Annotated in this window: 27 protein-coding genes and 1 riboswitch; of the genes, 3 read left to right on the plus strand and 24 right to left on the minus strand. The window is 72.2% G+C overall.

The window, feature by feature from the left end:
* Window position 1: 1 nt before the first annotated feature.
* From FCL41_RS12370 to FCL41_RS12450, 17 genes are all read right to left on the minus strand, one after another.
* Window positions 2–1,213 carry a Dyp-type peroxidase gene (locus FCL41_RS12370; protein ID WP_137067195.1) on the minus strand — a complete coding sequence of 404 codons (1,212 nt, stop codon included), beginning with the start codon at window positions 1,211–1,213 and terminating at the stop codon, window positions 2–4.
* Entirely contained in the window at window positions 1,213–1,788 is a 576-nt protein-coding gene (locus tag FCL41_RS12375; RefSeq protein WP_137067196.1) for a copper chaperone PCu(A)C, read from the minus strand. The genes FCL41_RS12370 and FCL41_RS12375 overlap by 1 nt, the downstream gene beginning before the upstream one ends.
* A gap of 80 nt (window positions 1,789–1,868) precedes the next feature.
* Window positions 1,869–2,597, minus strand: a complete 729-nt coding sequence (locus FCL41_RS12380) for a hypothetical protein (protein ID WP_137067197.1) — start codon at window positions 2,595–2,597, stop codon at window positions 1,869–1,871.
* A 10-nt stretch (window positions 2,598–2,607) separates the two neighbouring features.
* Entirely contained in the window at window positions 2,608–3,021 is a 414-nt protein-coding gene (locus FCL41_RS12385) for a YccF domain-containing protein (protein WP_137067198.1), read from the minus strand.
* Between the two features lie 148 nt (window positions 3,022–3,169).
* The gene (locus tag FCL41_RS12390) at window positions 3,170–4,189 is read right to left on the minus strand and encodes a hemolysin family protein (protein WP_137067199.1); all 1,020 of its coding nucleotides are present in this window, start codon (window positions 4,187–4,189) and stop codon (window positions 3,170–3,172) included.
* Window positions 4,189–5,655 carry a hemolysin family protein gene (locus FCL41_RS12395; protein WP_137067200.1) on the minus strand — a complete coding sequence of 489 codons (1,467 nt, stop codon included), beginning with the start codon at window positions 5,653–5,655 and terminating at the stop codon, window positions 4,189–4,191. The genes FCL41_RS12390 and FCL41_RS12395 overlap by 1 nt, the downstream gene beginning before the upstream one ends.
* Before the next feature lie 255 nt (window positions 5,656–5,910).
* Window positions 5,911–6,843: a hypothetical protein gene (locus tag FCL41_RS12400; RefSeq protein ID WP_137067201.1), complete on the minus strand. Its 933-nt coding sequence runs from the start codon at window positions 6,841–6,843 to the stop codon at window positions 5,911–5,913.
* Window positions 6,840–7,787 carry a vWA domain-containing protein gene (locus FCL41_RS12405; protein WP_137067202.1) on the minus strand — a complete coding sequence of 316 codons (948 nt, stop codon included), beginning with the start codon at window positions 7,785–7,787 and terminating at the stop codon, window positions 6,840–6,842. The genes FCL41_RS12400 and FCL41_RS12405 overlap by 4 nt, the downstream gene beginning before the upstream one ends.
* Window positions 7,784–8,752: a VWA domain-containing protein gene (locus FCL41_RS12410; protein WP_137067203.1), complete on the minus strand. Its 969-nt coding sequence runs from the start codon at window positions 8,750–8,752 to the stop codon at window positions 7,784–7,786. The genes FCL41_RS12405 and FCL41_RS12410 overlap by 4 nt, the downstream gene beginning before the upstream one ends.
* Complete coding sequence (locus tag FCL41_RS12415) at window positions 8,743–9,243, minus strand: hypothetical protein (protein ID WP_137067204.1); 501 nt, start codon at window positions 9,241–9,243, stop codon at window positions 8,743–8,745. The genes FCL41_RS12410 and FCL41_RS12415 overlap by 10 nt, the downstream gene beginning before the upstream one ends.
* The gene (locus FCL41_RS12420; protein WP_137067205.1) at window positions 9,233–10,126 is read right to left on the minus strand and encodes a DUF58 domain-containing protein; all 894 of its coding nucleotides are present in this window, start codon (window positions 10,124–10,126) and stop codon (window positions 9,233–9,235) included. Before FCL41_RS12420 ends, FCL41_RS12415 begins: the two co-directional genes overlap by 11 nt.
* 3 nt (window positions 10,127–10,129) lie before the next feature.
* Window positions 10,130–11,116: an AAA family ATPase gene (locus FCL41_RS12425; RefSeq protein ID WP_137067206.1), complete on the minus strand. Its 987-nt coding sequence runs from the start codon at window positions 11,114–11,116 to the stop codon at window positions 10,130–10,132.
* Window positions 11,113–12,003 carry a hypothetical protein gene (locus tag FCL41_RS12430; RefSeq protein WP_137067207.1) on the minus strand — a complete coding sequence of 297 codons (891 nt, stop codon included), beginning with the start codon at window positions 12,001–12,003 and terminating at the stop codon, window positions 11,113–11,115. The genes FCL41_RS12425 and FCL41_RS12430 overlap by 4 nt, the downstream gene beginning before the upstream one ends.
* Entirely contained in the window at window positions 12,000–13,463 is a 1,464-nt protein-coding gene (locus FCL41_RS12435; RefSeq protein WP_137067208.1) for a P-loop NTPase family protein, read from the minus strand. Before FCL41_RS12435 ends, FCL41_RS12430 begins: the two co-directional genes overlap by 4 nt.
* On the minus strand, window positions 13,460–14,425 hold the full coding sequence (locus FCL41_RS12440) for a hypothetical protein (protein ID WP_170970351.1): 966 nt from the start codon (window positions 14,423–14,425) through the stop codon (window positions 13,460–13,462). Before FCL41_RS12440 ends, FCL41_RS12435 begins: the two co-directional genes overlap by 4 nt.
* The gene (locus FCL41_RS12445; RefSeq protein ID WP_137067210.1) at window positions 14,422–15,468 is read right to left on the minus strand and encodes a hypothetical protein; all 1,047 of its coding nucleotides are present in this window, start codon (window positions 15,466–15,468) and stop codon (window positions 14,422–14,424) included. Before FCL41_RS12445 ends, FCL41_RS12440 begins: the two co-directional genes overlap by 4 nt.
* Window positions 15,465–16,835 carry a hypothetical protein gene (locus FCL41_RS12450; protein WP_137067211.1) on the minus strand — a complete coding sequence of 457 codons (1,371 nt, stop codon included), beginning with the start codon at window positions 16,833–16,835 and terminating at the stop codon, window positions 15,465–15,467. The genes FCL41_RS12445 and FCL41_RS12450 overlap by 4 nt, the downstream gene beginning before the upstream one ends.
* 258 nt (window positions 16,836–17,093) lie before the next feature.
* Window positions 17,094–17,234: riboswitch (cobalamin riboswitch) on the plus strand.
* Between the two features lie 69 nt (window positions 17,235–17,303).
* Here FCL41_RS12450 and FCL41_RS12455 point away from each other — a divergent pair.
* The gene (locus FCL41_RS12455) at window positions 17,304–18,368 is read left to right on the plus strand and encodes a hypothetical protein (protein ID WP_137067212.1); all 1,065 of its coding nucleotides are present in this window, start codon (window positions 17,304–17,306) and stop codon (window positions 18,366–18,368) included.
* A 248-nt stretch (window positions 18,369–18,616) separates the two neighbouring features.
* Here FCL41_RS12455 and FCL41_RS12460 read toward each other — a convergent pair whose 3' ends face one another.
* Window positions 18,617–19,795, minus strand: a complete 1,179-nt coding sequence (locus tag FCL41_RS12460; protein ID WP_137067213.1) for an acyl-CoA dehydrogenase family protein — start codon at window positions 19,793–19,795, stop codon at window positions 18,617–18,619.
* A gap of 122 nt (window positions 19,796–19,917) precedes the next feature.
* Here FCL41_RS12460 and FCL41_RS12465 point away from each other — a divergent pair, with 122 nt between their 5' ends.
* The gene (locus FCL41_RS12465; protein WP_137067214.1) at window positions 19,918–20,328 is read left to right on the plus strand and encodes a CoA-binding protein; all 411 of its coding nucleotides are present in this window, start codon (window positions 19,918–19,920) and stop codon (window positions 20,326–20,328) included.
* A 308-nt stretch (window positions 20,329–20,636) separates the two neighbouring features.
* Window positions 20,637–21,983 carry an HNH endonuclease signature motif containing protein gene (locus tag FCL41_RS12470; protein ID WP_137067215.1) on the plus strand — a complete coding sequence of 449 codons (1,347 nt, stop codon included), beginning with the start codon at window positions 20,637–20,639 and terminating at the stop codon, window positions 21,981–21,983.
* Between the two features lie 27 nt (window positions 21,984–22,010).
* Here the strand turns inward: FCL41_RS12470 and purE are convergent, their stop codons facing one another.
* From purE to FCL41_RS12500, 6 genes are all read right to left on the minus strand, one after another.
* A complete protein-coding gene (gene purE, locus FCL41_RS12475; RefSeq protein WP_275403740.1) occupies window positions 22,011–22,580 on the minus strand; it encodes a 5-(carboxyamino)imidazole ribonucleotide mutase in 570 nt (189 codons plus the stop codon).
* Window positions 22,573–23,733 carry a 5-(carboxyamino)imidazole ribonucleotide synthase gene (locus FCL41_RS12480; protein ID WP_137067216.1) on the minus strand — a complete coding sequence of 387 codons (1,161 nt, stop codon included), beginning with the start codon at window positions 23,731–23,733 and terminating at the stop codon, window positions 22,573–22,575. Before FCL41_RS12480 ends, purE begins: the two co-directional genes overlap by 8 nt.
* Window positions 23,734–23,742: 9 nt before the next feature.
* Entirely contained in the window at window positions 23,743–24,045 is a 303-nt protein-coding gene (locus FCL41_RS12485; protein ID WP_137067217.1) for a winged helix-turn-helix domain-containing protein, read from the minus strand.
* A 72-nt stretch (window positions 24,046–24,117) separates the two neighbouring features.
* Window positions 24,118–25,092 carry an adenylate/guanylate cyclase domain-containing protein gene (locus FCL41_RS12490; protein WP_137067218.1) on the minus strand — a complete coding sequence of 325 codons (975 nt, stop codon included), beginning with the start codon at window positions 25,090–25,092 and terminating at the stop codon, window positions 24,118–24,120.
* On the minus strand, window positions 25,085–25,591 hold the full coding sequence (locus FCL41_RS12495; RefSeq protein WP_137067219.1) for a PH domain-containing protein: 507 nt from the start codon (window positions 25,589–25,591) through the stop codon (window positions 25,085–25,087). The genes FCL41_RS12490 and FCL41_RS12495 overlap by 8 nt, the downstream gene beginning before the upstream one ends.
* 39 nt (window positions 25,592–25,630) lie before the next feature.
* Window positions 25,631–26,419, minus strand: a complete 789-nt coding sequence (locus FCL41_RS12500; RefSeq protein ID WP_137067220.1) for a biotin--[acetyl-CoA-carboxylase] ligase — start codon at window positions 26,417–26,419, stop codon at window positions 25,631–25,633.
* Window positions 26,420–26,430 lie beyond the last annotated feature (11 nt).

Consider the following 26,430-nt stretch of genomic DNA (forward strand, 5'->3'; position numbering starts at 1 on the left):
CTCAGGAGAGGACGGACTGGCCCAGCCACTCCCCTTCGGTGAACCCGGGGAGCACGGCGAACTCCGCGGAGCCGATCGCCGTCGTCCACTCATTGAGCTCGTCGGCCGTGTCGAGGGTGCGCTGGATCGGCACGAACTGGTCTGCCAGGTCGGCCTGGTAGCTCTGGAAGAGCAGCCCTGCCTCGGCGCGACCGTCGACGTAGGCCTCGTAGTTGGCGCCCTTGCGGAAGATCCTGCGTCCGCCGTTGGTGGAGGGGTGCGAGCGACGGACGTGCGAGTTCTCCGCGATGACGAAGCGGCCCTCCTCGCGCGCCCCCAGGTCGACGTCGTCGAGCTCTCCCCCACCGGTCAGCGGAGCACCCACTGCGAGGTCGCGCCCGACGGAGCGCTCCTGCTCGCTGCGGGTCAGCTCGTCCCAGGTGGGCAGGTCCATCCTGATCCGGCGCACCACCAGACTCGTGCCACCGGCCCAGGCCCCCTCCTTGACCCACACCGTCTGGTCGAAGAGGTCGGTCCCCGGCTTGGGGTTGGCCGACCCGTCGACCTGCCCGAAGAGGTTGCGCCCGGTGTGCGGGCGCCCCAGCGGGTCGTGCGGGTTCCAGGAGCCCGTCTGGCGCCAGCGCAGCGACGCGAAGGGACCCGCGTCGGCGACGAGACGGCGTACGGCGTGGCCCACGGTGGTGCCGTCACGCCCTGACACCACGGCGACCAGGTCACCACCGCTCCACTCCTTCGCGAGCCGGTCGTGCTTCATCGCCGGCACGCGCCCGAAGCCGCGGGGTGCCTCGAGCCCCCACGGAGGGGAGAAGAGGCGCGGGCCCAAGCCCACGGTGACGGTGAGGTCGGCGTTGGCGCTGGCCAGCCACGGGGCGGTGTCGCCGGGCGTCCCGCGGCCGGCGGCCAGCGCCTCGACGTCGGCCGTCCACACCCGCATCAGCCGGGCCACGGCGTCGACGTCGCCCGCCCGGTGCAGGTCGGGGTGCAGGTCGAGCGCCACCAGCTCCGTCACCGCGCCCGGGTGGGCGGCGATGCCGGGCTGGTGCGCACCCCAGGGGCTGAGTGACTCCCCCGTACGACGTGTGCCCGCCCTCGTCGGCTCCGGCTCGTCGAGGGCGCGAGCGCCGGCAACACCGGCTCCTGCCCCCACGACGGTGCCTGCCGCGGCGGTCCCCACGTAGCCGAGGAAGCCGCGACGACCCATCGGAGCCGTCATCAGTGCTCGTGGTCCCCGGTGCCGGGAGCGTGGTAGTGCTCCTCCTCCTCGGTGAACGCCTTCACGGGGGCGGTGACCTCGGTCGTGGAGCCGTCGGCGAGCTCGAGGGTCAGGGTGACCTCGTCGCCCGCGCGCAGGGGGCCGGTGAGTCCCATCAGCATGAGGTGGAAGCCACCGGGCTGGAGCAGCTGCCCCTTGCCGGGCGACAGGACGAGGCCGCCGTCCAGCTCACGCATGACGGACTTGCCGTCGACCACGGCCATCTCGTGGATCTCCACCGAGCGGGCCACGTCGGTGCTGGCGCCGGTGAGGGTGAGCTCCTCGTCGCCCTCGTTGTCGAGCACCATGAAGGCGGCGGACATCGTGGCGTCCTTGGCACCGTCGGTGCCGCGCACCCACGGGTCCTCGACGACCAACGACTCGGCCGAGGTGGCCGCGGCAGCCTTCGGCTCGTCCGTGGAGGAGTCGCTGCCGCAGGCGGAGACGGTGGCCACCAGGGCGACGGTCAGGGCAGCGGCACCCAGGCGGGCGCGGGAACGGGTCAGACGGGACAGGGCGGAGCGGGTGTGGGACATGGGTGTTCTTCCTCGCAGTACGTAGGCGTGACTGGGCGCCCGGCATCCGGCCGGGCGTCGCGATGAGCCCGACCAGACGGTCAGGCGGCGAGGACGAACGGAGGTCCGCGATGGCGTTCGGGACGCCGGTCGAGCAGGGCGGGCCGCAGGAACGGCACCGTGGGCACGGCGAGCGCGGCACGACGCGTCGCCCCTGCGAGGCGTACGCCCAAGGTCGCCGCCGCGAGGCGCGAGCGGCGTGCGCGCAGGCAGGCACGCGCCGCCCCGAGCAGGAGGAGCCGCCACAGGGCGGACTCACCGACGGCCAGGAAGATCCCGAGCACGACGGCACCGGCCACGTGCGCCAGCAGCATGGCCGGCCCCTGCTCGGTCACGTGCTCGATCTGGTGGGCCAGCCAGTCGTTGCCACCCTGCGGCGCCGGGTTGGCGGCCACCAGGGCGTCGTACTGGTCGAAGTAGCGGCTGGGGCGCGTGCCGTCCGCCGCGGGAGCGACGGCCCGCAGCGGAGCCGCGTCACCGTGGTGGCCCGCCAGGATGGAGAGGGCGGTGTGCACGAAGGTCTGCCCGGCCACCACCAGCAGCACGAGGCGTACGACGCCTGCTCGCGCCCGCAGGAAGAGGGCAGCGAGCCCCACGCAGACCCCGAGCAGCGCGGTCATGGCCACCGGTCCGGGCAGCCGACCCTCCCCCAGCACGTGGGAGACGGTGCCGGTCCCGAGCGCGATTGCGCCGAGCACCCCAGCGCGACCCCAGACCATGAACGGTGTGGGGTCGACCCTCAAGGCGTCTGCGCGACGCGACGCGACCACGGCGCCCATGCTAGCCGCGGGAGGGAGGGGCGAAGGGATCAGCGACGCCCCTGCCCACGGGGACGATCTCGCGCCCCAGCGGAAGCAACGCGAGAGGCACCATCTTCCAGCACGCGATGCCGAGCGGGATGCCGACGACGGTCAGGCACAGGAGCGCGCCTGCGACCAGGTGGGCCAGCGCCAGCTCCCAGCCGAGGACGACGACCCAGACCACGTTGCCGATGAGCGACCACACCCCGGCGGTGCGCTTGAAGACCACGGTGCGCCCGAAGGGCCACAGCACGTAGCCGGCCAACCGGAACGAGGCGATCCCGAAGGGGATGGTGACGATGAGGACGCAGGCCAGGACACCGGCCACCAGGTAGCCGAGGGCGAGCCAGAACCCGGCCAGCACGAACCAGATGAGGTTGCCCAGGGTGCGCATGCGTCCACTCTGCCACGCCCGGGCGGCGCTGGGTCGCGCTCCGTCGAGCACTCCGCTGATCAGTCGGTCACACCCCGGACCGGCGCCCCGGAACGCAGGAACCGCCGCCCACGTGGTCGTGGGCGGCGGCTCCTGCATGGGCGTCAGGTCAGGCCGGTTGCGGCTCTTGGTCCGACAGCGGGAAGAGCCCCTTCAGCAGGTCGGAGAGCGTCACGACGCCGACGTGGGCGTCACCGTCGTCGACCAGCACCAGGTGGGAGCTGGTCCGCCTCATGTGTGCCAGGGCGTCGTAGACCTTCATCGTGGCGGGCAGCGTCTCCACCGGGCGCAGCCAGCGGGCGAGCTCGTCGGTCGGCAGCGCGGTGAGGGTGTCACGCACGTGCACCATGCCCTCGATGCGCTCCTGGTCGCCAACGAGGATCCGCAGGTGTCCGGTCGCCAACGACCGCGCCTGCACGTCGGCCACGGTGGCGCCGACCGGCACCGCCGTCATCCGTCCGCGGCGCACGATGTCGGCCAGGGTGAGCCGGTCGAGCTCGAGCGCACCGGTGAGCTGGGCGGAGTAGGTCGCGTCGAGCGACCCGACCTCGGCCGAGTGCTCGACCAGCACGCGCAGGGCCGCCGGGTTCTGACCGGCCTCGATCTCGTCGGTCGCCTCGACCCCGACCTTGGCCAGCATCCAGTTGGCCATGGCGTTGAGCCCCCGCAGGATCGGGCGGGTGAGCCACATGAAGGCACGCATCGGCAGGGCCAGCACGGTCGCCGACGTCTCCGGGTGGGCGATGGCCCACGACTTCGGAGCCATCTCGCCGACCACCAGGTGGAGGAAGGTGACGATGAGGAGCGCCAGGACGAAGCCCGCCGCGTCGGCGGCCCAGGCGACGACGCCCCAGGCCTCGAAGAGCGGCGTGAGCCAGTGGTGCACGGCCGGCTTGGTGATCGCACCCAGCGCCAGGGTGCAGATCGTGATGCCGAGCTGCGAGCCGGCCAGCAGGAGGGTCAGCTCACCCGAGCTGCGCAGGGCGGCCCGCGCGGATCGGCTGGTTGCTGCCTGCTCCTCGAGCCGGTTGCGGCGCGCGGAGATGAGGGCGAACTCGACGGCCACGAAGAAGGCGGACAGCCCGATGATCAGCACGGTGACGACTGCCACCATCCAGGGGTTCTCCATCAGGCCCCTCCTTCCTTGTCGTCGGCCGTGACCAGGGCGGCCTCGACCTGCCCGTCGATCGGCTGAGTCATGGACTGCTCGATCTCCTCCACCCGTGCGGAGGAGCGCTGGTAGGGGTCGCCGTCCTCGTCCAGGAGGGTGAGGCGGATGCGTCCGGGGACGTGGCCGTCGAGCTCGACGACCTCCATCTCGACCTGGCGCACGCTCGGGTCCTCACCGGGGAGGCGTCCCAGGTCCTCACCCAGGTCCAGGGCGACGGTGGTGCCGACCTCGGGCAGGCGCCCGTGGGTGGCGATGAAGAGCCCGGCGAGGGTCTCGTAGTCGCCCTCGGGGAGGTCACGGTCCATCGCGCGCTCGACCTCGTCGACGGGCGTCGAGCCGGAGACGATCCAGGTGCCGTCGGCGGCAGCGATCGCCTGCAGCTCGGCGGCGTCGCTGTCGTGCTCGTCGGTGATCTCACCCACGAGCTCCTCGGCCAGGTCCTCGATGGTGATGACGCCCGCGAAGCCGCCGTACTCGTCGAGCACGCAGGCCATCTGCTGCTTGGTGAGGGCGAACTCCTGCACGGCCTCCGGCAGCATCATCAGGGTCGGCATCAGGAGCGCCGGGCGTACGAGGTCGGCAGCGGTGAGCCGTTCGTCGCGCGCCGTCATCACGTCGATGAGGTCGACGACGCCCATCACCTGGTCCTCGTCGTCGATGACCGGGTAGCGCGAGTGTCCACCGCTCATCTCGATCCGGATCTCGGCCAGGGTCGCGTCGGGCGGAAGGTGGTCGACGTGGACGCGCGGGATCATCGCGTGCTCCACGGCCTCGTCGGGGAAGTCGAGGATCCGGTCGAGCAGCAGCGACAGCGCCGGGCTCAGGTCACCGGAGTCGCGCGAGCGCTCGACGATCGCCTCGAGGTCACGCGGCGTCGCCGAGTGCTCGACGTCGTGGACGGGCTCGATGCCCAACGCCTTGAGCAGCAGGTTGGAGGACTGGTCGAAGATCCAGATCAGCCAGCCGAAGAGCTTGAGGTAGAGCGTCGTCGACGTCGCGAGCCAGCGGGCCACCGGTTCGGGGCGGGCGATCGCGAGGTTCTTCGGGAAGAGCTCCCCGAAGACCATCTGCACGCCGGTGGAGAGCGCCAGCGCCAGGACGGTGCCGACACCGACGCCGACCGTGGTGGGTACGCCCACCCCGCCGAGCATCGTGCCGAGCGCCTGGCCGACGAGCGGCTCGGCGACGTAGCCGACGAGAAGGCCGGTCACGGTGATGCCGAGCTGGGCGCCCGACAACATGAAGGACGTACGCTGCGTGACCGCGAGCGCGCGCTTGGCGGCAGGGTCACCGGCGGCCGCTGCCGCGCCGAGGCGCGAGCGGTCGACCGCCATGTAGGCGAACTCCTGCGCGACGAAGTACGCCGTGAGGGCGGTGATCGCGACGATCACCAGAATTCCGAGGAGCAGGGAGAGGACTGTCATTGGCCCTCACCCGCTGCGAGCACGCCCGTGCCCGTCGTCAGGACATGTACATGTGCTGCCGCGGGCTCGGGCCCGGGACTATGGGGAGGTTCCATCTCTCATCTCTGTCAGAGGGGCGTCTGGTGACGCAACGCGCCAAGAATACGGGGAGTTCCCGACAGTCGGGAAATGTGGCACACGTCCTGTGGAGAGCCGGCTGGGACCAGCCCGGAGAGTGAAGGCCGCCCTCCGACCTCGTACCGCCGGCGGGGGTCCTCACCACGTGGGCCGGTCGGAGGTCTTCCCCTGGGTGGGCGCCGAGCTGTCCTGCTCGGACGACCGCCGTCGTGCTGCCCCGGACGTCCTCTCGGCCAGCTCGGAGGCCTTGTCCTCGGGAGAGTCCGCCTCCTGCGGCTGACCGTCGCGTGTCGGGGTCCCGTCCAGCTTCTGCTCCAACCGTCGGGCGGCCTCCTCGAGCTGGTCGGCCTGGGAGCCAGGCCCCTCGGCGGCGTCTCCCTGGCCCTCGCCCTCGCCGTCGCCCTCACTGCCTTCGCTGTCGCTGCCCTCCCCCTCCCCCGGTTCGCCATCCTCAGAGCCGTCGCCGTCCTCGCCGTCCTCCGCATCGGCGTCCGAGTCAGCGTCGGAGCCGGACTCGGAGTCCGAGTCGGAGTCGGAGGCGGAGTCGGACTCCTCCGCCTCGCCGTTTCCGGACTCCCCCTGTTCGGCGGAGCAGCCCTCGGCCTCGGCCAGCACCTGCTGGGCCTGCGACCAGCGGCTCCGGGCGCCGGCCTGGTCGTCGGCCTCCGCGAGCTCGTCCCCCAGGGTCTCCAGGGCCAACGACTCGTTGAGGGCCACCCGGCACAACGCGTACGCGGGCACCGTGCGGCGCGCCCGGGCGAAGAGATCCGCGGCCTCGAGCCAGCGACCCTGCGCCATCACCGCGACGCCCACGTCGTAGGGGGCCTTCCAGCGCTCCAGCACGTCGATGCGGTCGCTCACCCGGAACCACGACTCGGCCGCGGCGTGGTCGCCCTCGCGCCAGTGGCGTTCGCCGACGAAGGCGCTGCCCGTGAGGGCGGCGAGGTGGCCCAGCACGACGGTGGCAGCGGCGACGGTCGCGACCGCACCGCGTACGACGCGTCGACGTGTCCTGGCGCGCACCGGGTCGTCGAGCCGACGCGGTGTCCTGTCGGGTACGTCCGGACTCATCGTTCCTCCTCCATCTCACGCCAGCGCCGCACGGTCACCCAGAGGTGGATCCCCAGCAGCGGGGTCAGGCCCAGGGCCACGATCCAGTAGTACTCAGCACCGGGCACCACCTCACGGCCCCCGGTGGCGCTCGGTCCGACCAGGTCCGGCAGGTCGCCGGCACCGCTGCGGTGGACGTACGTGCCCTCGACCTCGCCCGCGATGGCCCGCAGCGCCTGCTCGTCGAGGACGGAGCGCTGCACGCTGCCGCGCAGCTTCACCCGCTCGGACGATCCCGGGGCCACCGGCATCTCACCGCCCGCCTGGGTGCCGTACCCGAGCACCCAGGCCTCGTCGACGAGTTCCGCGAGCGGTGCGAAGGAGGTGCGAGGGGTGCTCTGGGTCTGCTCGCCGTCCCCGGCGTACACCAGCACCCGCGTGTTCCGGGGCCGTTGGGACGCCACCTTCGCCAGGGTCTCGCGCGCCAGCTCGACGCCGACCGAGACGTCGGACCCCGTCGCCTTCGCCGACGGACGCCAGCCCACGGTGCCCAAGGTGGTCACGACGCTGCCCACGTCGGTCGTGGCAGGCACCAGCACGCGGGCCGAGTCGTCGAAGGCGATCACCGTGACGTGGGCCCCGGCGGCAGCCGCCACGCCCTGGATCAGGTCGGCGCTGGCTCCGTCCATCCGTGACCCGCCCAGGTGGTCCAGCGCCCCCATCGAGGCGGTCCTGTCGAGCATGATCACCACGTCCGTCGCGGCGACCACGGGGACGTCGCGCTCCTGCTCACCCGAGGGGCGCAACGCCACCACGACCAGCCCCAGCGCCGCCACGACCCGCACGACGTCGAGCGCACGCGACGTGGTGGACGCGGTGCTCCAGCGTCGAGATGCGGCCACGGCCAGCGCTGCTGCCACCGCACCGGCGAGGACGACGAGCCACCACTGCGGTTGCCAGGTCATGGACGCCTCCTCTCCACGGCCACGCCGAGCCCCAGGCCCAGCAGCGCCAGGAGGACTCCGGGGGCAGTGACGTCGAAGCTGCGTTCCTGGGCGGTGGCCAACAGCGCGACCCTCTCCTGCTTGGCCACGGCGCGGGAGATGACGGCCGTGTTGGTCGACGCCGACGGGTCGAGCGTGAGGACGTCACCGTGCGTCCGGGCAGTCTGCCCGCGCAGCTCGGCGACAGCACCCGCAGGCGTTCCTCGCGGCGTGACGGCGAAGACCATCACGTCACCGCCGACCGCCAGCTCGGTCGCCTCGGTGAGGCTGTAGATCGAGTTGCCGGAGACGAGGTTGTCGGTGGCCAGGACCAGGGTGCGGGCACGCTCCTCGTCCGGGCGGTCGAAGTGCTGGACGCAGCTCGCCAGGCCGTCACCCACCAAGGACGACCCCGAGGCGGGCGCCGTCGTCCCGGCGACCGGCTCCTCGGCCAGGAGCTCGTCACGAGCCGCCGCGAGTCGATTCGCCACCTCGTCGTGGTCGTCGGTCAGGGCGAACCCGGTGACGGCGTTGGCGTCGAACATCACGAACCCGATCCGCTCCTCGGTCAGCTCCCCCACCAGCGCCAGGTAGGTGTCGAGGACGTCCTCGACGACAGGAACCATCGAGCCCGAGACATCCATGCACAGCACCACGTCGCGCTGGCGCAGTGCCTCGGAGTCGTCGCTCACCATCACGAAGCGCGACGCCAGGATCGCCAGGCCAGTCAGGACCATCGCGACGGCAGCCACCCCGACGCGCCGCCGTCGTGCCTCCTCCCTCACGACCCGTTGCCACGAGGGCAGACGCCGCAGGCGCTGCGACGCTGCGACCGGGACCCCGGACGGACGGCCGCGACGCCGCCCGGGCAGCCACCAGGCAGCGGCCGCGAGGACGAGGCCGCAGGCAAGGACGAGGGCGCCCACCCACCACTGGATCAGCGCCACGACGACACCACCTCGACGGCGCGGCGGCCGAACCCAGCCACGTCGGCGTCCCCGCCGGCACGGAAGACAACGTCGGAGATCTCGAGGAGCAGGTCGACAGCCGCCCCCAGACGGGGGTCGCGGTCGGCGGCCACGAGCCACTGCATCCGCGTCGTGTAGTCGAGGTCGCTGCCGGTGGCCACCCCGAGGAAGGAGCGGACCTCCGCGCCCAGCCGTCCGACGAGGGCGCGCCGGGTGACGGCGTCTCCCCCGGAGGAGGCGGCGATGTCGCCCAGCCTCCGGAGGGTGGCGGCACGCAGCGCCTCGAGATCGTCTTCTGCAGGCTCGTCACGGGCCGCGAGCGCCCGACGGCACATCCAGGTCGCCAGGGCGGCGGCGACCACGGCCACCAGGGCAGGGACCCACCACCACGGGGAGTAGAGGACGGGTGGCTGGATGCGGTCGAGGTCGAGGTCGACCGTCAGGAGAGCCATCGCGGGTTCACCGGACACGACGCCTCCGTTCCATCAGGGTGAGCAGGTCGGGCACGGCCGTCTCGAGACGCTCCAGGTGCACGTGCGCGACCCCGATGCGGTCGAGGCCCGCGTCACGGCGTACGCGCCGGTCGCGGTCCGCGGCGGCCAACTCCTCCGCGAGGGCGGGGTTCGTGCGGAGGAAGTCGGGGACCTGGTGCCCGGAGACGACGTCGAGGGCCCGCGCGCCGTGCCGTACCGGCACCGTCGGGTCGACGTCGGCCACAGTGAGCACGATGAGCTCGTGCTGCGCGGCCAGTCGGAGCAGGCGCCGTTCCAGGAGGGCGTCCCACTCGGGATCGCCCAGAACGACGACCATCAGGGTGCGCCGACGTACGGCGTGGCTGGCGTGGTCGAGCAGGTCGAGCGTGCGCTGGGCCGGGGAATCGGGAGTGCACGCGTCCACGAGGGCCTCCAGCATCCGCTCCAGGTCGACCTCACGGGTGCTGGGCCGGGTCGCCACGGGGCCGTTCGGTCCTGAGTGGACGAGACCCACATGGTCGCCGGCCCGCGACGCGACCCACCCGAGCAGACCCGCGGCCGTCACGGCCACGTCGCGCTTGAGGTCGGTGCCGGTCGGCTCCCAGTGCGCGGCCGCGGAGAGCTCACGCCCCGTGTCCACGACCAGCAGGACCAGCGCACGCCGTTCCGCGACGTGCCGCTTGACCAGCAGGTCCCCGTGGCGCGCGGAGGCCTTCCAGTCGACGTCCGACACGTCGTCGCCGGCGACGTACGCCCTCAGGTCGGAGAAGTCGAGACTGCGCGCGTGGGTGGTGGACGCGTGGCGTCCGTCGAGCAGGGTCCGGACCCTGCGGTGCGCGACGAGCTCCGCCCTGGTGCGGATGCGGGTGAGCAGTGCCATCGCTCAGGGGGTGGGGACGGCGGCGAAGACGGCGTCCACCACGTCGTCGGGGCTGACCCGTGCGGCCATGGCCTCGAAGGTGAGGAGGATCCGGTGCCGCAGCACCTGGTGCCGCAGCTCGACGACGTCGTCGGGCAGGACGTGGTCACGACCCGCCAGCACGGCCAGGCCTCGGGCAGCCTGGAGAAAGGCGATGGCGCCACGAGGGCTGGCGCCGTGCTCGACGTAGCGCGCCACGTCGGCCGGCAGGTGGGCGTCGGGATAGCGGGTGACGTTGACGATCTCGACGATGTAGCGCAGCACCGACTCGTCCACGTGCACCCGGTCGGCCACCGACTGGAGGAACATGACGTCGTCGAGGGTGGCGACCGCATCGACGCTGGTGCCGCGCAGGCTGCCGTCGGCGACCCGCCGTAGCATCTCGGCCTCCTCGAAGGGGCTGGGGTGGCGCAGCACCTCCTTGAGGAGGAAGCGGTCCATCTGCGCCTGGGGGAGGACGTAGGTGCCCTCCTCGTCGATGGGGTTCTGCGTGGCGAGCACGAGGAAGGGGTCGGGGAGCCGGTGCGTCTCGCCACCGATGGTCGTCTGGCGCTCCTGCATCGCCTCCAACATCGCCGACTGGGTCTTGGCCGAGGAACGGTTGATCTCGTCGAGCAGCACGAAGTGCGCGTGGACCGGACCCAGCTGGGTCGAGAAGGTGGCGCTGCGAGGGTCGTAGACCTGGGTGCCGACGATGTCGGAGGGCAGCAGGTCAGGCGTGCACTGGACCCGCGAGAAGCTCGCCGCCACGGAGGAGGCGAGGACCGAGGCCGACAACGTCTTGGCCAGGCCCGGCACCGACTCCATCAGGACGTGGCCACGCGCCATCAACGTCACGAGCAGGCTGCGCAGCAGGGTCCGTTGCCCCACCACCTTGCTCGCGAAGGCGGTCTCCACGGCGGTGACGACCTCCGTGGCACGCGCGATCTCGTGGTTGGTCAACTGCGTCATTTCTTCTCCTGCTCCACGGGCTGGACGGCCCAGAGTCGTGCGATGGCGGAACTGTCCTCGCGGCGGCGGATCGCGGCCGCGAGGTCGTGGTCGGCGCGCGTGGGACGGTGTCCCGACGCCGTGTGGGAGGGGCCCCGGAGCATCCGGAGGACCGGCAGCCCCAGGACCGCGACCACGAGTGCCGTGGTGAGTCCACGGACGGTGTCGTAGGCGAGTGAGGTCTCCGCCGTGTAGGCCCACAGCCGAGCGAGGACCTCGGTGGGCGGAAGCCCGGGGACGAAGTGGGTGGTGGTGCCGCCGGTCTCCTGGCCCCATCCGATGAGGTTCAACCCCACGCCCGAGGCGATGCCCACGGCCACGGACGCGAGCACGGCCGCCAGCCAGGCCACGACTGTCGGGAGTCGGCGCAACAGCGCCCCCGACGCCCCGACGAGCGCCCACACCAGGCACTGGGCCGGCAGGGTCTCGGCCGGGGTGGCCACGAGGACCGTGGAGGCGATCGCCGCACCGGCACCGGTCAGCACTCCTGCGGCGAGCCCCAGGCCAGCACCGGCCAGCAGGGGCAGGGCGTGGACGACCTCGACGCCCGCGGTTCCCGGCGTCAGCACGGCGCGCAGCACGCAGTCGGCGACCACGAGGGAGGCGACCGCGGCCAGGGGTTCGATCCGTCGGCCCGCCTCGCGCCTCATGGTGACGGCGAGGAGGACCAGCCCCGAGATCTGGGCGGTCAACACCCACGGGGCCTCGAGACGCACCTGCTCGCGGTCGGGCACCCCGAGGGAGTCCCAGACCGGCCACGCTGCCCACAGGGCACTCCCGACCAGCCATGCCACGGCCACGGCCACCGAGCGGTGGCCGGTGGCGGCGATGCTCGACCATCCCTTCATCGGCGTACCTCCTCGAGGACGTCTCGGACCCGGAGTGCACGCGAGCCTGCACGGCGCAGCACCGGCGGGTGCGGCAGGTGGGCGGCGACCAGGGCAGGGTTGCCCAGCAGCGCGGGCGCCTCGGGGTCCGTCGGATCGGGCAGCACGAGGAGCCGGTGGCACGCCCGCACGAGGAACTCCGGGTCGTGGGAGACCACGATCGTGGCGGTGTCTCCCCCGGCACGCAGCGCGGCGGCCATCAGGCGTCGCGCGTGCGCGTCCAGCCCGGCCTCAGGACGGTCCAGCACCTCGGTGCGACCCGAGTGGACGCCCAGGGCCCAGACGAGGGCACGCTGCTCACCGGTGCTGTGCCGCGCCAGGCCGCGGGCGCCGTCCACGACGGCGAGCCGCGCCGCGGACCGGAGAGCTGCGTCGGCGTCACCGCCCCGCGCCCTCGTCCATGCCTGCGTCAGGCGCTGCACCGGCACGTGGCCGGGCCACTCGAGGGGTGGACGGGGGCGCGGCTCCTGGTCGACGCTCGCGGCGATGCGGCGGGCGATCCGCAGCGCCGGGCGGTGGTCCCGGCTGCCGGGCACGACGCCGAGCGTCTCCCCCACGGTCACGTCGACCCCGGCCAGCGCTCCCAGGTCGACCCCCGCACGCTCGGCCGGCACCGGGACGACCGCAAGGGTAGAGGAGCCGACCAGTCCGCTGGCCGTCGGCACCGCCGCCTGCACGAGAGGCACGGCGGCCAGGGCGTCGAGGTCCCACCACGACGACTCCGGCAAGCCAAGCGCCCGCGCCAGGGACGCCTGGGGAGGCAGGGGGAGCCTGCGCGGACGCCAGGCGGCGGCCGGGCGGACGACGACGTCGCCCTGGTCCACCAGCTCGACGACCCGGTCGGCCAGCGGCACACCGGTGCCGAGGTCGTGCTCGACCCAGCAGACGTCGATCCCGGCGTCCGCGGTGTCACGCAGGACCTGCCCTACCACCTCCCGAAGGTCGGGGGTGAGCAGCCTCAGCGGCTGGTCGACGACGAGGAGCACCGAAGGGTGGTCACGCCGAGAGGCCAGGGCCGCGAGGACGCCGCGCAGCACCGGAACGGCTGCGTACGTGGCCGGGTCGAGGTCGCGCAACGACCGTCCCCGATCGGCGTCGCTCCCGAGGCGCCCCCACAGGGCGGCGGCCTCCGGTCCGGGCTGGCCCAGCGCCCGGGACACCGGGACGTCCAACGGAGGGTCGAGACGGTCTGACCCGACGTGGTGGACCGACACCTCGGAGCCACCGGGCCGTCGGGCGAGACCGCCACGGACGAGGGCACCGCGCGGCAGGTCGCCACCCAGCGCAGCGGCCAGGGCGGTCGCGCCTGACCCGCTACGTCCGGTCAGGAGGGTGAGGCCCGAGATCTCGAAGGAGACCGGGCCCACCGCGATGCCGCGACCGGGCAGCCACACGGCCAGCGACTCCACGACCGCGCTCATCGGGTCTCCGCCGATTCGTGCGAGGCGACTCGGTCGCCTTCGGGCAGGGTGGCGCAGAGGACCGGCAGCACCAGGAGGCTGAGCGCGGCGAGCGTCCCGTCGACACCGGTGGTGAGGAGGACGCCGGTCAGCAGCGCGGACCCGGCAGGAGCCAGGTCGCTAGGGCTCCTCACGACGCAGCGCGCACGCGAGAGCAGGAGACCGCCGACCGCGCCGAGGGCGAGGGCACCCACGCTGGCGTGGGCCCCGCTGACCACGCGCGTCATGGCCAGCACGCTGGCGGCCACCGCCACGCCGGTCAGGACCACCAGACGGATCCGGGCCCGCACCCCCGAGTCGTCGAGGGTGGTCGTCGTACGCCAGTGGCGAGCCCGTTCGCCGGCGGAGGCAGCCGCGTGGCGCCAGCGAGGTGCGAGCCGCCCGAGGCCATGGGCCTCGAGGTCGGTGCGCGACCGTTCAGCGCGAGCCAGCGCGTCGGCAACGAAGCAGAGCGGGTGGACGAGCGGGGCCATCCGTCCCAGGACGGCGTCCGCCCCCTCGGCCAGACGCTCGGCCGGTACGCAGCGCAGCACGAGCGCGAGCAGCGCCAGGTGCGCCAGCGCCCGAGCGCCCAGGGCCAGACCACCGAGGAGGCGTCCGGTGGTGACCGGCCCTCCGACGGGTGTGCCCGACTCAGCGGACCACTCCGGCAGCACCCAGACCACGTCGCCCCCACTGCCCGGACCGACCGCCAGCGTCACCACGACCCACACCGCCACGATCGCCGCGGCGACGGTGAGCACGGGCGTCCCCCAGCCCTTGAGGGCCGAGCCCCGGGTCCACCACACCAGGAGGACGGCCACAAGGACGCAGACGGGTGCCCACCACGACGCGTGGGTGTTCAGGAGCACGTAGGCGCCAGCTGCCCAGAGGATCCAGCCTGCGTCGACGAGCCGCAGGGTCGGGCGTGGTCGGGTGGTCATCGTCGGCTCCCCGTACTGCTGGGACGCAGCCGCCCGGGACACAGCGCGAGCGCGAGCGCGGCCACGGTCGCCGCGACCGCCGCCCAGCGCACGGCGGCGACGGAGTGGGCGGTGTCGACCGAGGTCGCGCTGCTCCCGCCCGTCGGCAGCGGCACGTCGAGGTTGCGGCTGCGAGGCCTGACGACGGCGGCGGAGTCGACGCCCACGCCAGCAGCCACCGCCCCCTCCACGTCCTGTCCGAGAGGCTCGAAGACCTCGGCCCGCACGGCCTGGGCCTTCTGCCCCTCGGCCCCCGGGCGCACCTTCCAGGTGGCCACCGGCGCCCCCCGACGCACGTCCACCAGCCGGAAGGTGTGCACGCCCGCGTCCAAGCCGCGGGGTACGACGTACGTCAGGGTGCAGGTGGGGTGCTCGCACGTGGCCCGGGCCTCCGGCGCCCGGGCGCCGTCGTTGGACGCGACGGTGACCCACCCGGTCCCGTCCTGACGCTGGACTGCGTAGACGGTGCCGGGACTCACGTGGTCGAGTGCGAGTGTCAGGGGTACGCCCGCCGGCTTGCTCTCGGTCCAGCCGTCGCCCAGGACCTCGGGGGTCGCCGAGACGAGCGCACTCCACGCCCCCAGCACCTCACCCAACGGCTGGCCCTCGGACTCGGCCGGAGCCACCACGAGCGGCCCGCCGTGCCTCCCCGCAGCCAGCGCGGGCAGCGTGATCTCGACGCTTCCCCACCCCTGGTCGTCGGTGGTCACGTCGACCGCAGCCCCCACGGGTTCCCAGTCGACCTTCGTGCCGCGGGGGCTGGAGACCCGGAAGACCTGGAGCTCGACGGTGGAGTCCGGACGACCGGTGATCCCGACCTGGGCGGCGGTGCCGTCGACCCATCGGGGCGGGGCCTGCACGGAGCAGCGCACCCGGTCGTCACTGCACAGTTGGCCGGTCTGTGCCCCGGCAGCGTTCGCGGGGGACGCCACGCACAGGCAGGCCAGGGTGGCGGCGGCGAGGGCGGCGGGAGTCGCGAACGGTCGGCGGCGGTGTGGCCTCACCACGAGTCCCCTCCACGGGGCGAGAACCGGCGACGGGCCCACACCCACGCGGCGGGCGAGGCCAGGAGGGCCAGCAGGAGCGCGGCCAGCGCCCATCGCGTGGTCTCGTGCGTCTCCCCGATCCGCGGTGGGGGCACGGCACGAGCCTCCTCACCCCAGATCGGGTCGCTCGACGACGCCGGAGCGGACCCGCCGGGCGTGGAGGTGGGCGCGTCGGGCGCCGTGGTCGCGGACGGACTGGCTGAGGACGAGGGGCGGGGTGAGGACGACGGTCGGGGCGACCCGGCCGCCGTGGTCGGCTGCGGCGGCGGTGCGGCCGCAGGGGCCTGAGGATCTGCGTCGTCAGCCTCCGGCGCCGGGGGCGACGAGGGCTTGGGCGGGACTGTGCCACCGGGATCCCCGGGACTGCCGGGACCGGGCGGGCCCGAAGGCGCAGGGGCAGGGGCAGGGGAACCGTTCCCGCCGCCACCGGTGTCCCCCGGCCCCTGCGGGTCGGGCGTTCCTGGGCCCTTGGAGGGGTCGAGCTGCTCGCCACGCGCCCCCGCCTCGCCGTGCTCGGACGGGATCACGGTCCACTCGGCGTAGGCGGGCGCGGCGATCGGTCGGTCCTCGGCGCCGCCGTAGTTGAGGTGGTGGTTGATCCGGAAGCGGTACGCCTGGCCGGGGACGAGGTCGGTCGGCACCGTGTAGCTGAGGTGGGAGACCTCTCCCGGGCTGCTCAGGAGGCGCTGGGCGGCGCCGTAGCCCTGGCCCTCCACGGCCGTCCACGTCCCGTCGGCAGCGAGGTACTCCACCCAGTAGCCGACGCCCGGGACGTTGCCGATGACGTGCAGGTCGAGCGGGACCCCGACCGGCTTCTGGTCGGCGTAGCCGTCACCGAGGAGCTTGAGGGTGCGGCCGCCGAACTCGACGACGGCGCCCAGCCTGGACCTCAGGTCCAGCGACGTGTCGTCGGCCAGACCCACGAACCCCCATCCTCCTGGGACGTCCGGCACGGTCCGAGGCACCAGGCGAGCTTCGTCGAGCGTTCCACGTCCGCCAGAGAGGCTCCGCGTGACGCCCTCGACCGGGTCGCCACTGGGGACCAGCCCGGTGATCTGGCCGCGGGAGTTGAACTCGATCACGTAGAACTGGAGGGTCAGCGAGACGCCGGGATGCCCGACGGCCTGGACGCGCAGCAGCTGGTCCTGTGCGGCCACGCGGGAGTCGGTGGTGATGGCGCAGGTCCCGACGGTGTAGCCGTCGCAGAGCGCGGACTGGGGGGCGCCTGCAGCATGCGCGGACCCGGCGGCGAACGGCGCGGCCGCCACGAGGACCGTCGCCAGAAGGGAAGCGGCTGCGTGGCGCCGAGGACTGACGGCCTGCATCGGGAACCTCCGGGAAATGCGCAGGCAAGGCAACCCAGAGGTTTCCGAGCCCGCGCTTGTGCGACGACGGGTGACGGCTGCATCTCCGGAGTTCCCGACTCGCTGGAGGACCAGCTCACGGTTGCGCAACAGCGCCGGATTCTCACCGGCTTCCTCTGGTGGAGATGCGTCACGAGGTGACTCACGCATCGTGGCACATCACCGGACCCGGACCCGGAACGGGGTGTGTGTGACGACGAGCACGCAGCAACGGATTCGTCCGTCACATCAGCGGCGGGCGTACCCTCACCCACGAACGTCGAGGGGGAAGCCGGTGAGAGTCCGGCACTGACCCGCAGCCGTGACGACGAGCCCCGTGCCCGTCGGAGTCGGAATGCCCTCCCGTTCGTAGACCGTCCCCACTGTCGAGGAATGCAGTCGGTCGCCGACCCAGCCGTCGGCCTCCCCTGCTCCGGAATCGGAGTTCACGTGAAGCTCACGTCCACCGCGTTGGCGGCTGCCAGCGCACTCATCGTCGGTCCCCTGGTCGGCACCGCCCCAGCCCAGGCCGACTCGGACTCAGACTGGCGTACCGGATGGTGCACCCAGGGCGAGGGTCTCAGCGTCGTCGTCGACTTCGGCGCCCACGAGGACCCGTCGATCCCGGCCGAAGGATTCACCGTGCGCTGCCTCGTCGGCGGCGTGGTGGAGACGGGTGGCCGAGAGCCCCGCGTCGCCGCGTTGGAGGCCGTGGGACTGGAGGTCCGCGCCAGCGGCTCCTACATCGAGTCCATCGCCGGGGTCGAGGAGGAGCACACCGACGACGGCATGTCCTGGTGGTTCTTCTCAGGGGCGGCAGTGCCTGGCCCGTGGGACACCGCCAACTACGGCATCGTGACCGACGGCCCGAACATCGACCGGGCGTTCGGTGCCCGCTACGTGGGAACCGACGGGGTGAGCGTGCCGCGTCCGACGCCCCAGTTCTCCGACCCCGAGCCCGAGCCCGTCCCCGTGGTGACGGGAGCGGTGCCGACGGTGTTCGGGACGGCTCGTGTCGGCGCCACCCTCCGGGCCCTCCCGGGTTCCTGGAGCGACGGGGTCACCCTGACCTACCAGTGGGAGCGCAACGGTGCCCCCATCGCCGGTGCGCGCAGCGCCACCTACCGCGTGGCCCCCGCGGATCGTGGCGCCCGCCTCACCGTGACCGTCACCGGCTCCAAGCCCGGGCACACCCCCACGTCCCTGGAGTCGGCCCGGACGGGAACCGTGGCCCCCGGGCTCCTGACGGCCCGCAAGCCCGCAGTCACCGGCACGACCAAGGTCGGCAAGCGGCTGACCGCGCGCCCGGGCGCATGGAAGCCGGCGCAGGTCCGGTTGACGTACCAGTGGCTGCGCAACGGCAAGGTGATCAAGGGCGCGAAGGCGAAGAAGAAGACGTACGTCGTGACGAAGCGTGACCGCCGCGCTCGCCTCTCGGTGCGCGTCACCGGGACCGCCCCCGGCTACACCAAGGTCACGCGCACCTCGGCGCGGACCGCTCGCGTGACTCGCTGAGGGCACTGACGACAGAGCGGCCGACGACCGTGTGAGGACCCGGCCAGCTCCGCCCAAGGGTCGCCGTCGGTCGTGGCCGCCATCGCGGTCAAGGCCGTCGCGGTACCGCAGGACGAAGGCGACTTCGAGAACTGCCCGGACTACGTGGTCGGCGAAGGCTGACCCGCACGCGTCCCGCATTCGGACGCGACAGCGCCCCGACCCGCGGAAGGGTCGGGGCGCTGTGTCCGTCCGGGGTCAGGCGAAGGTCAGATCTCCGACTGCACGCCCGCCAGCAGCTGGCGCGCCATCACGATGCGCTGCACCTGGTTGGTGCCCTCGTAGATCTGGGTGATCTTGGCGTCGCGCATCATCCGCTCGACCGGGTAGTCGCGGGTGAAGCCGTAGCCACCGAGCACCTGCACGGCGTTGGTGGTGACCTCCATGGCGACGTCGGAGGCGAAGCACTTGGCCGCCGCACCGAAGAAGGTGAGGTCGGAGTCGCCGCGCTCGGAGCGACCGGCGGCGGCGTACGTCATCTGACGTGCGGCCTCCACCTTCATGCCCATGTCGGCGAGCATGAACTGCAGGCCCTGGAACTCGGCGATCGACTTGTTGAACTGCTTGCGCTCCTTGGCGTACTCGAGCGCGTAGTCGAGCGCGCCCTGCGCGACGCCGACGGCCTGGGCCGCGATCGTGACGCGGGTGTGGTCGAGGGTCTTCATCGCGGTGGCGAAGCCGGTGCCCTCGGCGCCGATCATGCGGTCGGCGGGGATGCGGACGTTGTCGAGGTAGACCTCGCGGGTCGGGGAGCCCTTGATGCCGAGCTTCTTCTCCGGGGCGCCGAAGGAGACACCGGCGTCGGACTTCTCGACGACGAACGCGGAGATGCCGCCGCGGGTCTTCTTCTCGGGGTCGGTGACGGCCAGGACCGTGTAGTACTCGGACTCACCGGCGTTGGTGATCCAGCGCTTCACGCCGTTGAGCACCCAGTGGTCGCCGTCGCGCACGGCGCGGGTCTTCATGCCACCCGCGTCGGAGCCGGCGTCGGGCTCGGAGAGACAGTAGGAGAAGCCGCCCTCGCCCTTGGCGAGCTTGCCGAGGTACTTGGCCTTGAGCTCCTCGGACCCGGCGATCTGCACCGGCAGCGAACCGAGCTTGTTCACCGCGGGGATGAGCGAGGAGGAGACGCAGGCGCGGGCGATCTCCTCGATGACGATGACGGTGGCGAGCGCGTCGGCGCCGGCGCCGCCGTAGACCTCGGGCACGTGCGGCGCGTGGAAGTCCGCGGCCAGCAGCGCCTCAGCTGCCTCGTGGGGGTAGCGCGCCTGCTCGTCGACGTCAGCAGCGTGGGGGGCGATCTTGGCGTCAGTGAGGCCGCGGATGGCCTCGCGGATCGCGCGGTGCTCCTCGGAGAGCTGGTACAGGTCGAAGTCAGGGTTGCTCATGCGCATCTCTCAGGGTCGAGGTTCAGGGGGGAGCGGAACTCAATACCGCATCTTACGGTACTCAGTACCGCTCGCCTCACCGAATGCCTCTCCCTGCTCCCTCGCCCCGATAGGTTGGCCACATGACCGCCACGTGGCTGGACCAGTCCGACGTCGACTTCATGCTCGACGACTGTGAGACGTGGGCCGTCGTCGGCCTCTCCGACAACGTCTCGCGCACGGCGTACTCGATCGCCGCCCTGCTGCAGCAGCGCGGCAAGCGCATCGTCCCCGTGCACCCCTCGGCCGCGACCGTCCACGGCGAGCAGGGCTACGCGACGTTGGCCGACATCCCCTTCCCGGTCGACGTCGTCGACGTCTTCGTACGCTCCGAGCTCGCCGGCGACGTCGCCGACCAGGCCGTGGAGATCGGCGCGAAGGCCGTCTGGTTCCAGCTCGGCGTGATCGACCGGGACGCCCACGAGCGGACGACCGCCGCGGGCCTGCGCATGGTCATGGACGCCTGCCCCGCCATCGAGTGGGGCCGGCGCTGAGCGCCGGGCGGCGTGGCCCTGCCCCCGTCGTGGCACTGCTCGCCGTCGCCCTCACGGCCTGGGCGCTGGATGCCTGAGAGGGGCCGAAGCCCTGGGACAGGGTCCTGGGTGACCGCGAGACCGCGGCCGACGCACCACTCGACGACCCGTGCTCCGACGTCCCGGCCTCGGCCTCACGCTGACCGGTCAGGACGGCCGTCAACCGGGCGGCGCCGGCGTCGGCAGCAAGGCCGTCGCCTCCTGCACGTGAGACCCTCCCCAGTCGGAGGGGATGGTCAACACACTCAACGGGCACTAGATTCGAACACATGTTCGAAGACGTGACGACTCCCGGCGACCTGGTCGCGTTGGCCCGAGCCAACGCCGCTGCGGTGCGTCGCGCGGAAGCGGACACGCTGCTCATTGCCTACGAGTGGGCGGTGACGCACCCCGCCTTGCCTGACGGGTCCGACGCGGCGGTCTTCCATTCGCCGTTCGGGACCGAGCCGATCTCCGGCGAGGGGACACCGGAGGTCGACGAGTACGCGGTCGCGGAGCTCGGCGGTGCGCTCGGGCTCACGACCGACGCAGCGAAGAAGCTGATCGGACACGCCCTCGAGCTGGCCCACCGGCTGCCCCGGCTGTGGGCGAGGGTGACCGCCGGGGGGGTGCCGGTGTGGCGGGCCCGGCTGGTCGCGGAAGCCACGATCCACGCCTGCCCCGCGCTGCCAGCGGAGGGTGTCGCCTGGATCGACACCCAGGTCGCGCCGTTCATCGAGAAGACCGGCCGGGCCCAGATCGACCGACTCGTCGAACGAGCGATGAAGCTCTACGGGCTCGCCACCGAGGACGACGACACCGAGCAGCCCGACCCCCGCCACGTGCGCATCGACACCGAGGCCGGGGCGTTCACGCAGACCATGCGCGTCGAGGCCGAGCTGGACATCGCCGATGCGTTGGACCTCGAACAGGCCGTCGCTGCCGGTGCCGCCGGACTCAAGGCTGGCGGCTCCGAGGAATCCCTTGACGTACGCCGCTCCCTCGCCCTGGGCGAGCTCGCGCGGCACCAGACCGCCCTCGACCTCGCAGGGGCTGGCGCATCGGACGAAGAGACCGAGCGGACCACCGCCCGCCGCGTGGACCTCCACCTGCACTTCACCGCTTCGGTCGAACCCGACGACTCCATCTCCTTCTCCGCGACCGGGCTCATGGAGAACCGGCAGCGACTGATCCTGCTCGACCAGGTCCGCCGCTGGGTCAACACCACCCACACCGACGTCCGGATCCTCCCGGTCGTCGATCTCAACCAGTCCCTGTCGACCGAGCGCTACGAGCCGACCGACCGACTCCGCCGTCAGGTACAACTGCGCGACGAGACCTGCGTCTTCCCCCACTGCACCCGACCGAGTCGCCGCTGCGACGTCGACCACGTGGTCCCCTTCGACCACGACGCTGCGACAGACGGCCGACCGCAACCAGGCCCGACGACCACAGCCAACCTCGCCACTCTTTGCCGCAGCCACCACCGGCTCAAGACCCACACCGGCTGGCAGCTCCACTCCCCCAGCAACGGCATCTTCGAATGGACCTCACCGCACGGGCAACGGTTCCGACGAGACCGACACGGCACCACGGATCTGTCGGCCGGTCTGGCCGGCGACCCCGCACCCGCCTGATCGCTGGTCGTACGAGTCTGAGTTCGCTCAGAAGCCGAGCTTCGGCCGCGGGTTCGCCGCGGCCTCACGCACCGAGGCGCCCTTGGCGTGCGCCGCGTCGCGCAGCGACACCTGGAAGTCGAGCATCTTCTGGGTCAGCTCGGCGTCACCCGTGGCGAGGATGCGCGCCGCCAGCAGCCCGGCGTTACGGGCGTTGCCGATCGACACCGTTGCCACCGGCACACCGGCGGGCATCTGCACGATCGAGAGCAGCGAGTCCATGCCGTCGAGGTACTTCAGCGACACGGGGACGCCGATGACCGGCAGCGGCGTGAGCGAGGCCAGCATGCCGGGCAGGTGGGCGGCGCCACCGGCTCCGGCGATGATCACCTCGAGGCCGCGGCCGTGGGCCTCACGCCCGTAGGCCACCATCTCCTCCGGCATCCGGTGGGCCGAGACCACGTCGGCCTCGTAGGCGATGCCGAACTCCTTGAGGGCCTCGGCGGCGGCCATCATGGTGGGCCAGTCGGAGTCCGACCCCATGACGATGCCGACGCGGGGCTGGCCGCCGGGCGTGCTGACGGGCGTGGCGTTCTCACTCACAACGGGCTCACTCACTGTGGTCTCCCAGGTCTCCGCGGAACCACGCCGCCGCGTGGCGGGCTCGTTCCAGCGTCTCGTCGAGGTCGTCGCCGAAGGCGTTGACGTGGCCGACCTTGCGGCCGGGCCTCCACTCCTTGCCGTAGAGGTGCACCTTGAGGTGCGGGTCGCGCGCCATGACGTGCGGGAAGCCGTCGTACAACCGTCCGGCGTCGTGGGGGCCACCGAGGATGTTGACCATCACGCTCCACCTTGCCCGCGGGGCGGGGGAACCCAGCGGCAGGTCCATCACGGCCCGCAGGTGGTTCTCGAACTGCGAGGTCACCGCCCCGTCCTGGGTCCAGTGGCCGGTGTTGTGCGGACGCATGGCCAGCTCGTTGACCAGCACGCGCCCGTCGGTGGTCTCGAAGAGCTCCACCGCGAGGATGCCGGTGACGCCGAGGGCACCCGCGACCGTGAGGGCGATCTGCTGCGCGCGCCCGGCGAGCTCGGGGTCGAGGTCGGGAGCCGGGGCGACCACTTCGGCGCAGACGCCGTCGACCTGCAGCGTGGCGACGACGGGGTACGCCGCAGCCTGGCCGCTGGGCGAACGCGCCACGATCGCCGACAGCTCACGTCGGAAGTCGACGAGCTCCTCGGCCAGCACCTCGACGCCACTCTCGGCGGCGACGGTGAAGGCCTCGGCGGCGTCGTCGGCGCTGCGTACGACCCAGACGCCCTTGCCGTCGTAGCCACCGCGCGTCGTCTTCAGCACGCACGGGAAGCCGAACGCCTCCACGTCGGCGACGTCAGCCACCAGCGCGTTGCGGGGGCAGGGGACGCCGAGCTCGGCGAGCCTGGCTCGCATGACGCCCTTGTCCTGGGCATGCACGAGAGCCTCGGGGCCAGGGCGTACGGCCACGCCCTCGGCCTCCAACGCGTGCAGGTGCGCGGTGGGCACGTGCTCGTGGTCGAAAGTCACGACCGCACAGCCCTCGGTGATCCGGCGCAGCACCTCGAGGTCGCGGTAGTCGCCCACCTCGTGGTCGACGATCACCTGGGCGGCGGAGACGCCTTCGCCCTCGGCGAGCAGGCGGAGCGGCAGACCCAGCGCGATGGCCGGCTGGGCCATCATCCGGGCCAGCTGGCCGCCACCGATGACGGCGAGGGTGGGAGCGAGCGGTTCGGGCACGGGAGAACCCTAGCCGCCCACCTCGAAGCGCAGGCCGCGACCACGGACGGTGCTGATCAGGCTGGGATTGCGGCTGTCGTCGCCGAGCTTGCGGCGCACCCAGCCGAGGTGGACGTCGATGGTCTTCGACGACGTGTAGAAGGTGGCGCCCCAGACCCCGCGCATCAACTCGTCGCGGGTGACGACCTGACCCGGGTTCTTGATGAGGGCGTGGAGGAGGTCGAACTCCATACGGGACAGCTGCACTTCTTCGCCCCGCCGCCACACCTTGCGGGCAACCGGGTCAACCGCTACGTCCTGTACCTCGATCACCCCCAGAAGGTAGGCAACCGTCGACGCGCACGGAGCGGAATGCCTCAACCGTGCCACGTGGTCCAGACCGCGTCAGCGGCGACTGACCGCCAGCGGCTCGATGACGCCGAAGCCGCGCACCGGGCGGGCAGGCAGGCGGCGGGTGATGAAGTTGTCCGGGAGCAGCTCGGCCGTCGGGGCGTCGACGATGATCCGGTTGCGACGAGCGACCGACGTCAGACGGGCCGCCATGTTGACCGGCGGGCCGAAGACGTCGCCCATGCGCGTGACGACCGAGCCCGAGGAGATCCCGACGCGTACGTCCGGCATCCGGGGGTCACGTCCGATCACGCGGATGATGCCCTCACCGATCTCGATCGCCGCGGCTGCGGTGGGCACCACGAAGAGCACGGCGTCACCGATGGACTTGATCACCCGGCCTCCAGCCGTGGAGACCACGTCGTGGCAGCGGGCCTCGAAGACCTCCACGAGGTCGCCGATCCCCTCGTCGTCCAGGGTGTTGCTCAGCGCGGTGAAGCTCACGATGTCGGCGAAGCCGACGCTCACGTGCGTGGTGTGCAGGTCCTCCTCGTTGGCCCCCAGCGCCTCCATCCGCGACACGGCTGCGGAGAGGTGGCGCCGCCACGCGTAGATGAGCAGCTCCTCGAAGGCGGGGTTGACCTCCTCGACCATGCGGTGGGCGGTGGTCATGCGCGAGCCCCCGTCCTCCTCGGCGGCCAGCTGCTCCACGCGGTTGACCAGGATCGCGACCTCCCAGTCGGCGAGCTTCGACATGGTCTGCCCCAGCGCCCGGGTCACGGCCACCGCCATGTCGAAGTCCAGCGTCCCGGAGTCGACCGTCGAGAAGATCTTGAGCACGGCGTCGATGTCACCACGGGTGAAGGCGTTCTCGCTGCCCACCTCGGGGAAGCCGAGCGCGCGCCACAGACGGCGGACCTGGGCGACGGTGACGCCGGCCTCGGAGGCGACCTCGAGGGCGGAGAGGTCCTGGTGTCCCCCGAGGATCGACTCAGCCAGCTCGTCGCGGCTCGGGCGACGATCAGGCACCGTCGCCGCCCTGGTGCAGCCGGTGCAGCTCGTCGGCGACCTTCAGCTGGACTCCCTCGACGTCGGGGATGTCGTGGACCCGGACGCTCCCGTCGGCACTGGCGTCACTGACGACCAGGGTGCCGCAGCCGAAGAGCCGGTCGATCACGCCGATCTCGAAGTCGACGCCGCTGATCCGGTTGAGCGGGATCGTGCGGCCCTCCTTCGCCACGAAGCCGGAGCGCGAGATGAACCGGCGGTTGGTGAAGGTGTAGGTGGTCGTCAGCCAGTCGATGAACGGCCGCACCACCCACCACACGACGATCACGGCGGCCACGACGCCCACGAGGATGCCGAGCACGGTGCCCGGGGTCCCGGTGGGAGCGATGAACCCGACCCCGATCACGGCGGCCACCACGACCACGAGCAGGAGCACCGGCCCGATCAGCGCCTTGGCGTGCGAGCGGGTGTGGACGACGACGTACTCGCCCTCGTTGAGGAGCTTTGCAGGGATGGCCACGGGGTGAATCCTCTCACTCTCCCCCCGTGCGACACGCGCTCACGTCGCTGGTCGGACGTGCACCACGTCACCCGCGTGCACGGTGAAGGTGCCTTCCCCGGTGCTGAGCACCAGCGCACCGTGCTGGTCGAGGTCGAGGACCTCCCCACGCACGGTCTCGCCACCGGGCAGGTGGACGTCGACCGTGCGGCCGACGGTGGAGCAGACGTCGACGTACGCAGCGCGCAGGACGTCCGGCTGGTCGAGCAGCGGCAGCAGCGCCCGGAAGGAGCCGAGGAACTGCACGAGCAGGTCACTGCGGTCGAAGGTCTCCCCCAGCTCCACGCGCAGCGACGTGGCGGTCTCGGTCGGGAGGTCGTCGACGCCCTGGTTGACGTTGAGGCCCACACCGATGACCGCGGCCGGCCCCTGCGGCGTCTCGATGCGCTCGACCAGGATGCCGGAGATCTTGTGCTCGCCCACGAGCACGTCGTTGGGCCACTTGAGCATCACCTCGGGGATGCGGTCGGCCAGGGCGGCGTGCAGGGCGTAGCCCGTGAGCAGCGGGATCCAGGTCCACGCGGCGACCGGCAGGTCGGGCCGGAGCACGATCGAGAAGGTGAGCCCCAGGCCGCGCTGTGTCTCCCAGGCCCGGTCGAGGCGGCCCCGGCCGGCGGTCTGGTGCTCGGCCACCACCACCAGCCCGTCCCGCGCCCCGGCCCGCGCGCGCTCGGCGGCCAGGGCGTTGGTGGACTCGGTCTCGTCGACGATCTCGACGTGCAGGGGCGCGGGCAGCGTGACGAACTGTTCAGGATCGAGGGCTGGGCGCGATGACGATGCGTCAGACATGGGCATTAGAT

It is taken from the genome of Nocardioides jishulii, assembly GCF_006007965.1.
Lineage (GTDB): Bacteria > Actinomycetota > Actinomycetes > Propionibacteriales > Nocardioidaceae > Nocardioides > Nocardioides jishulii.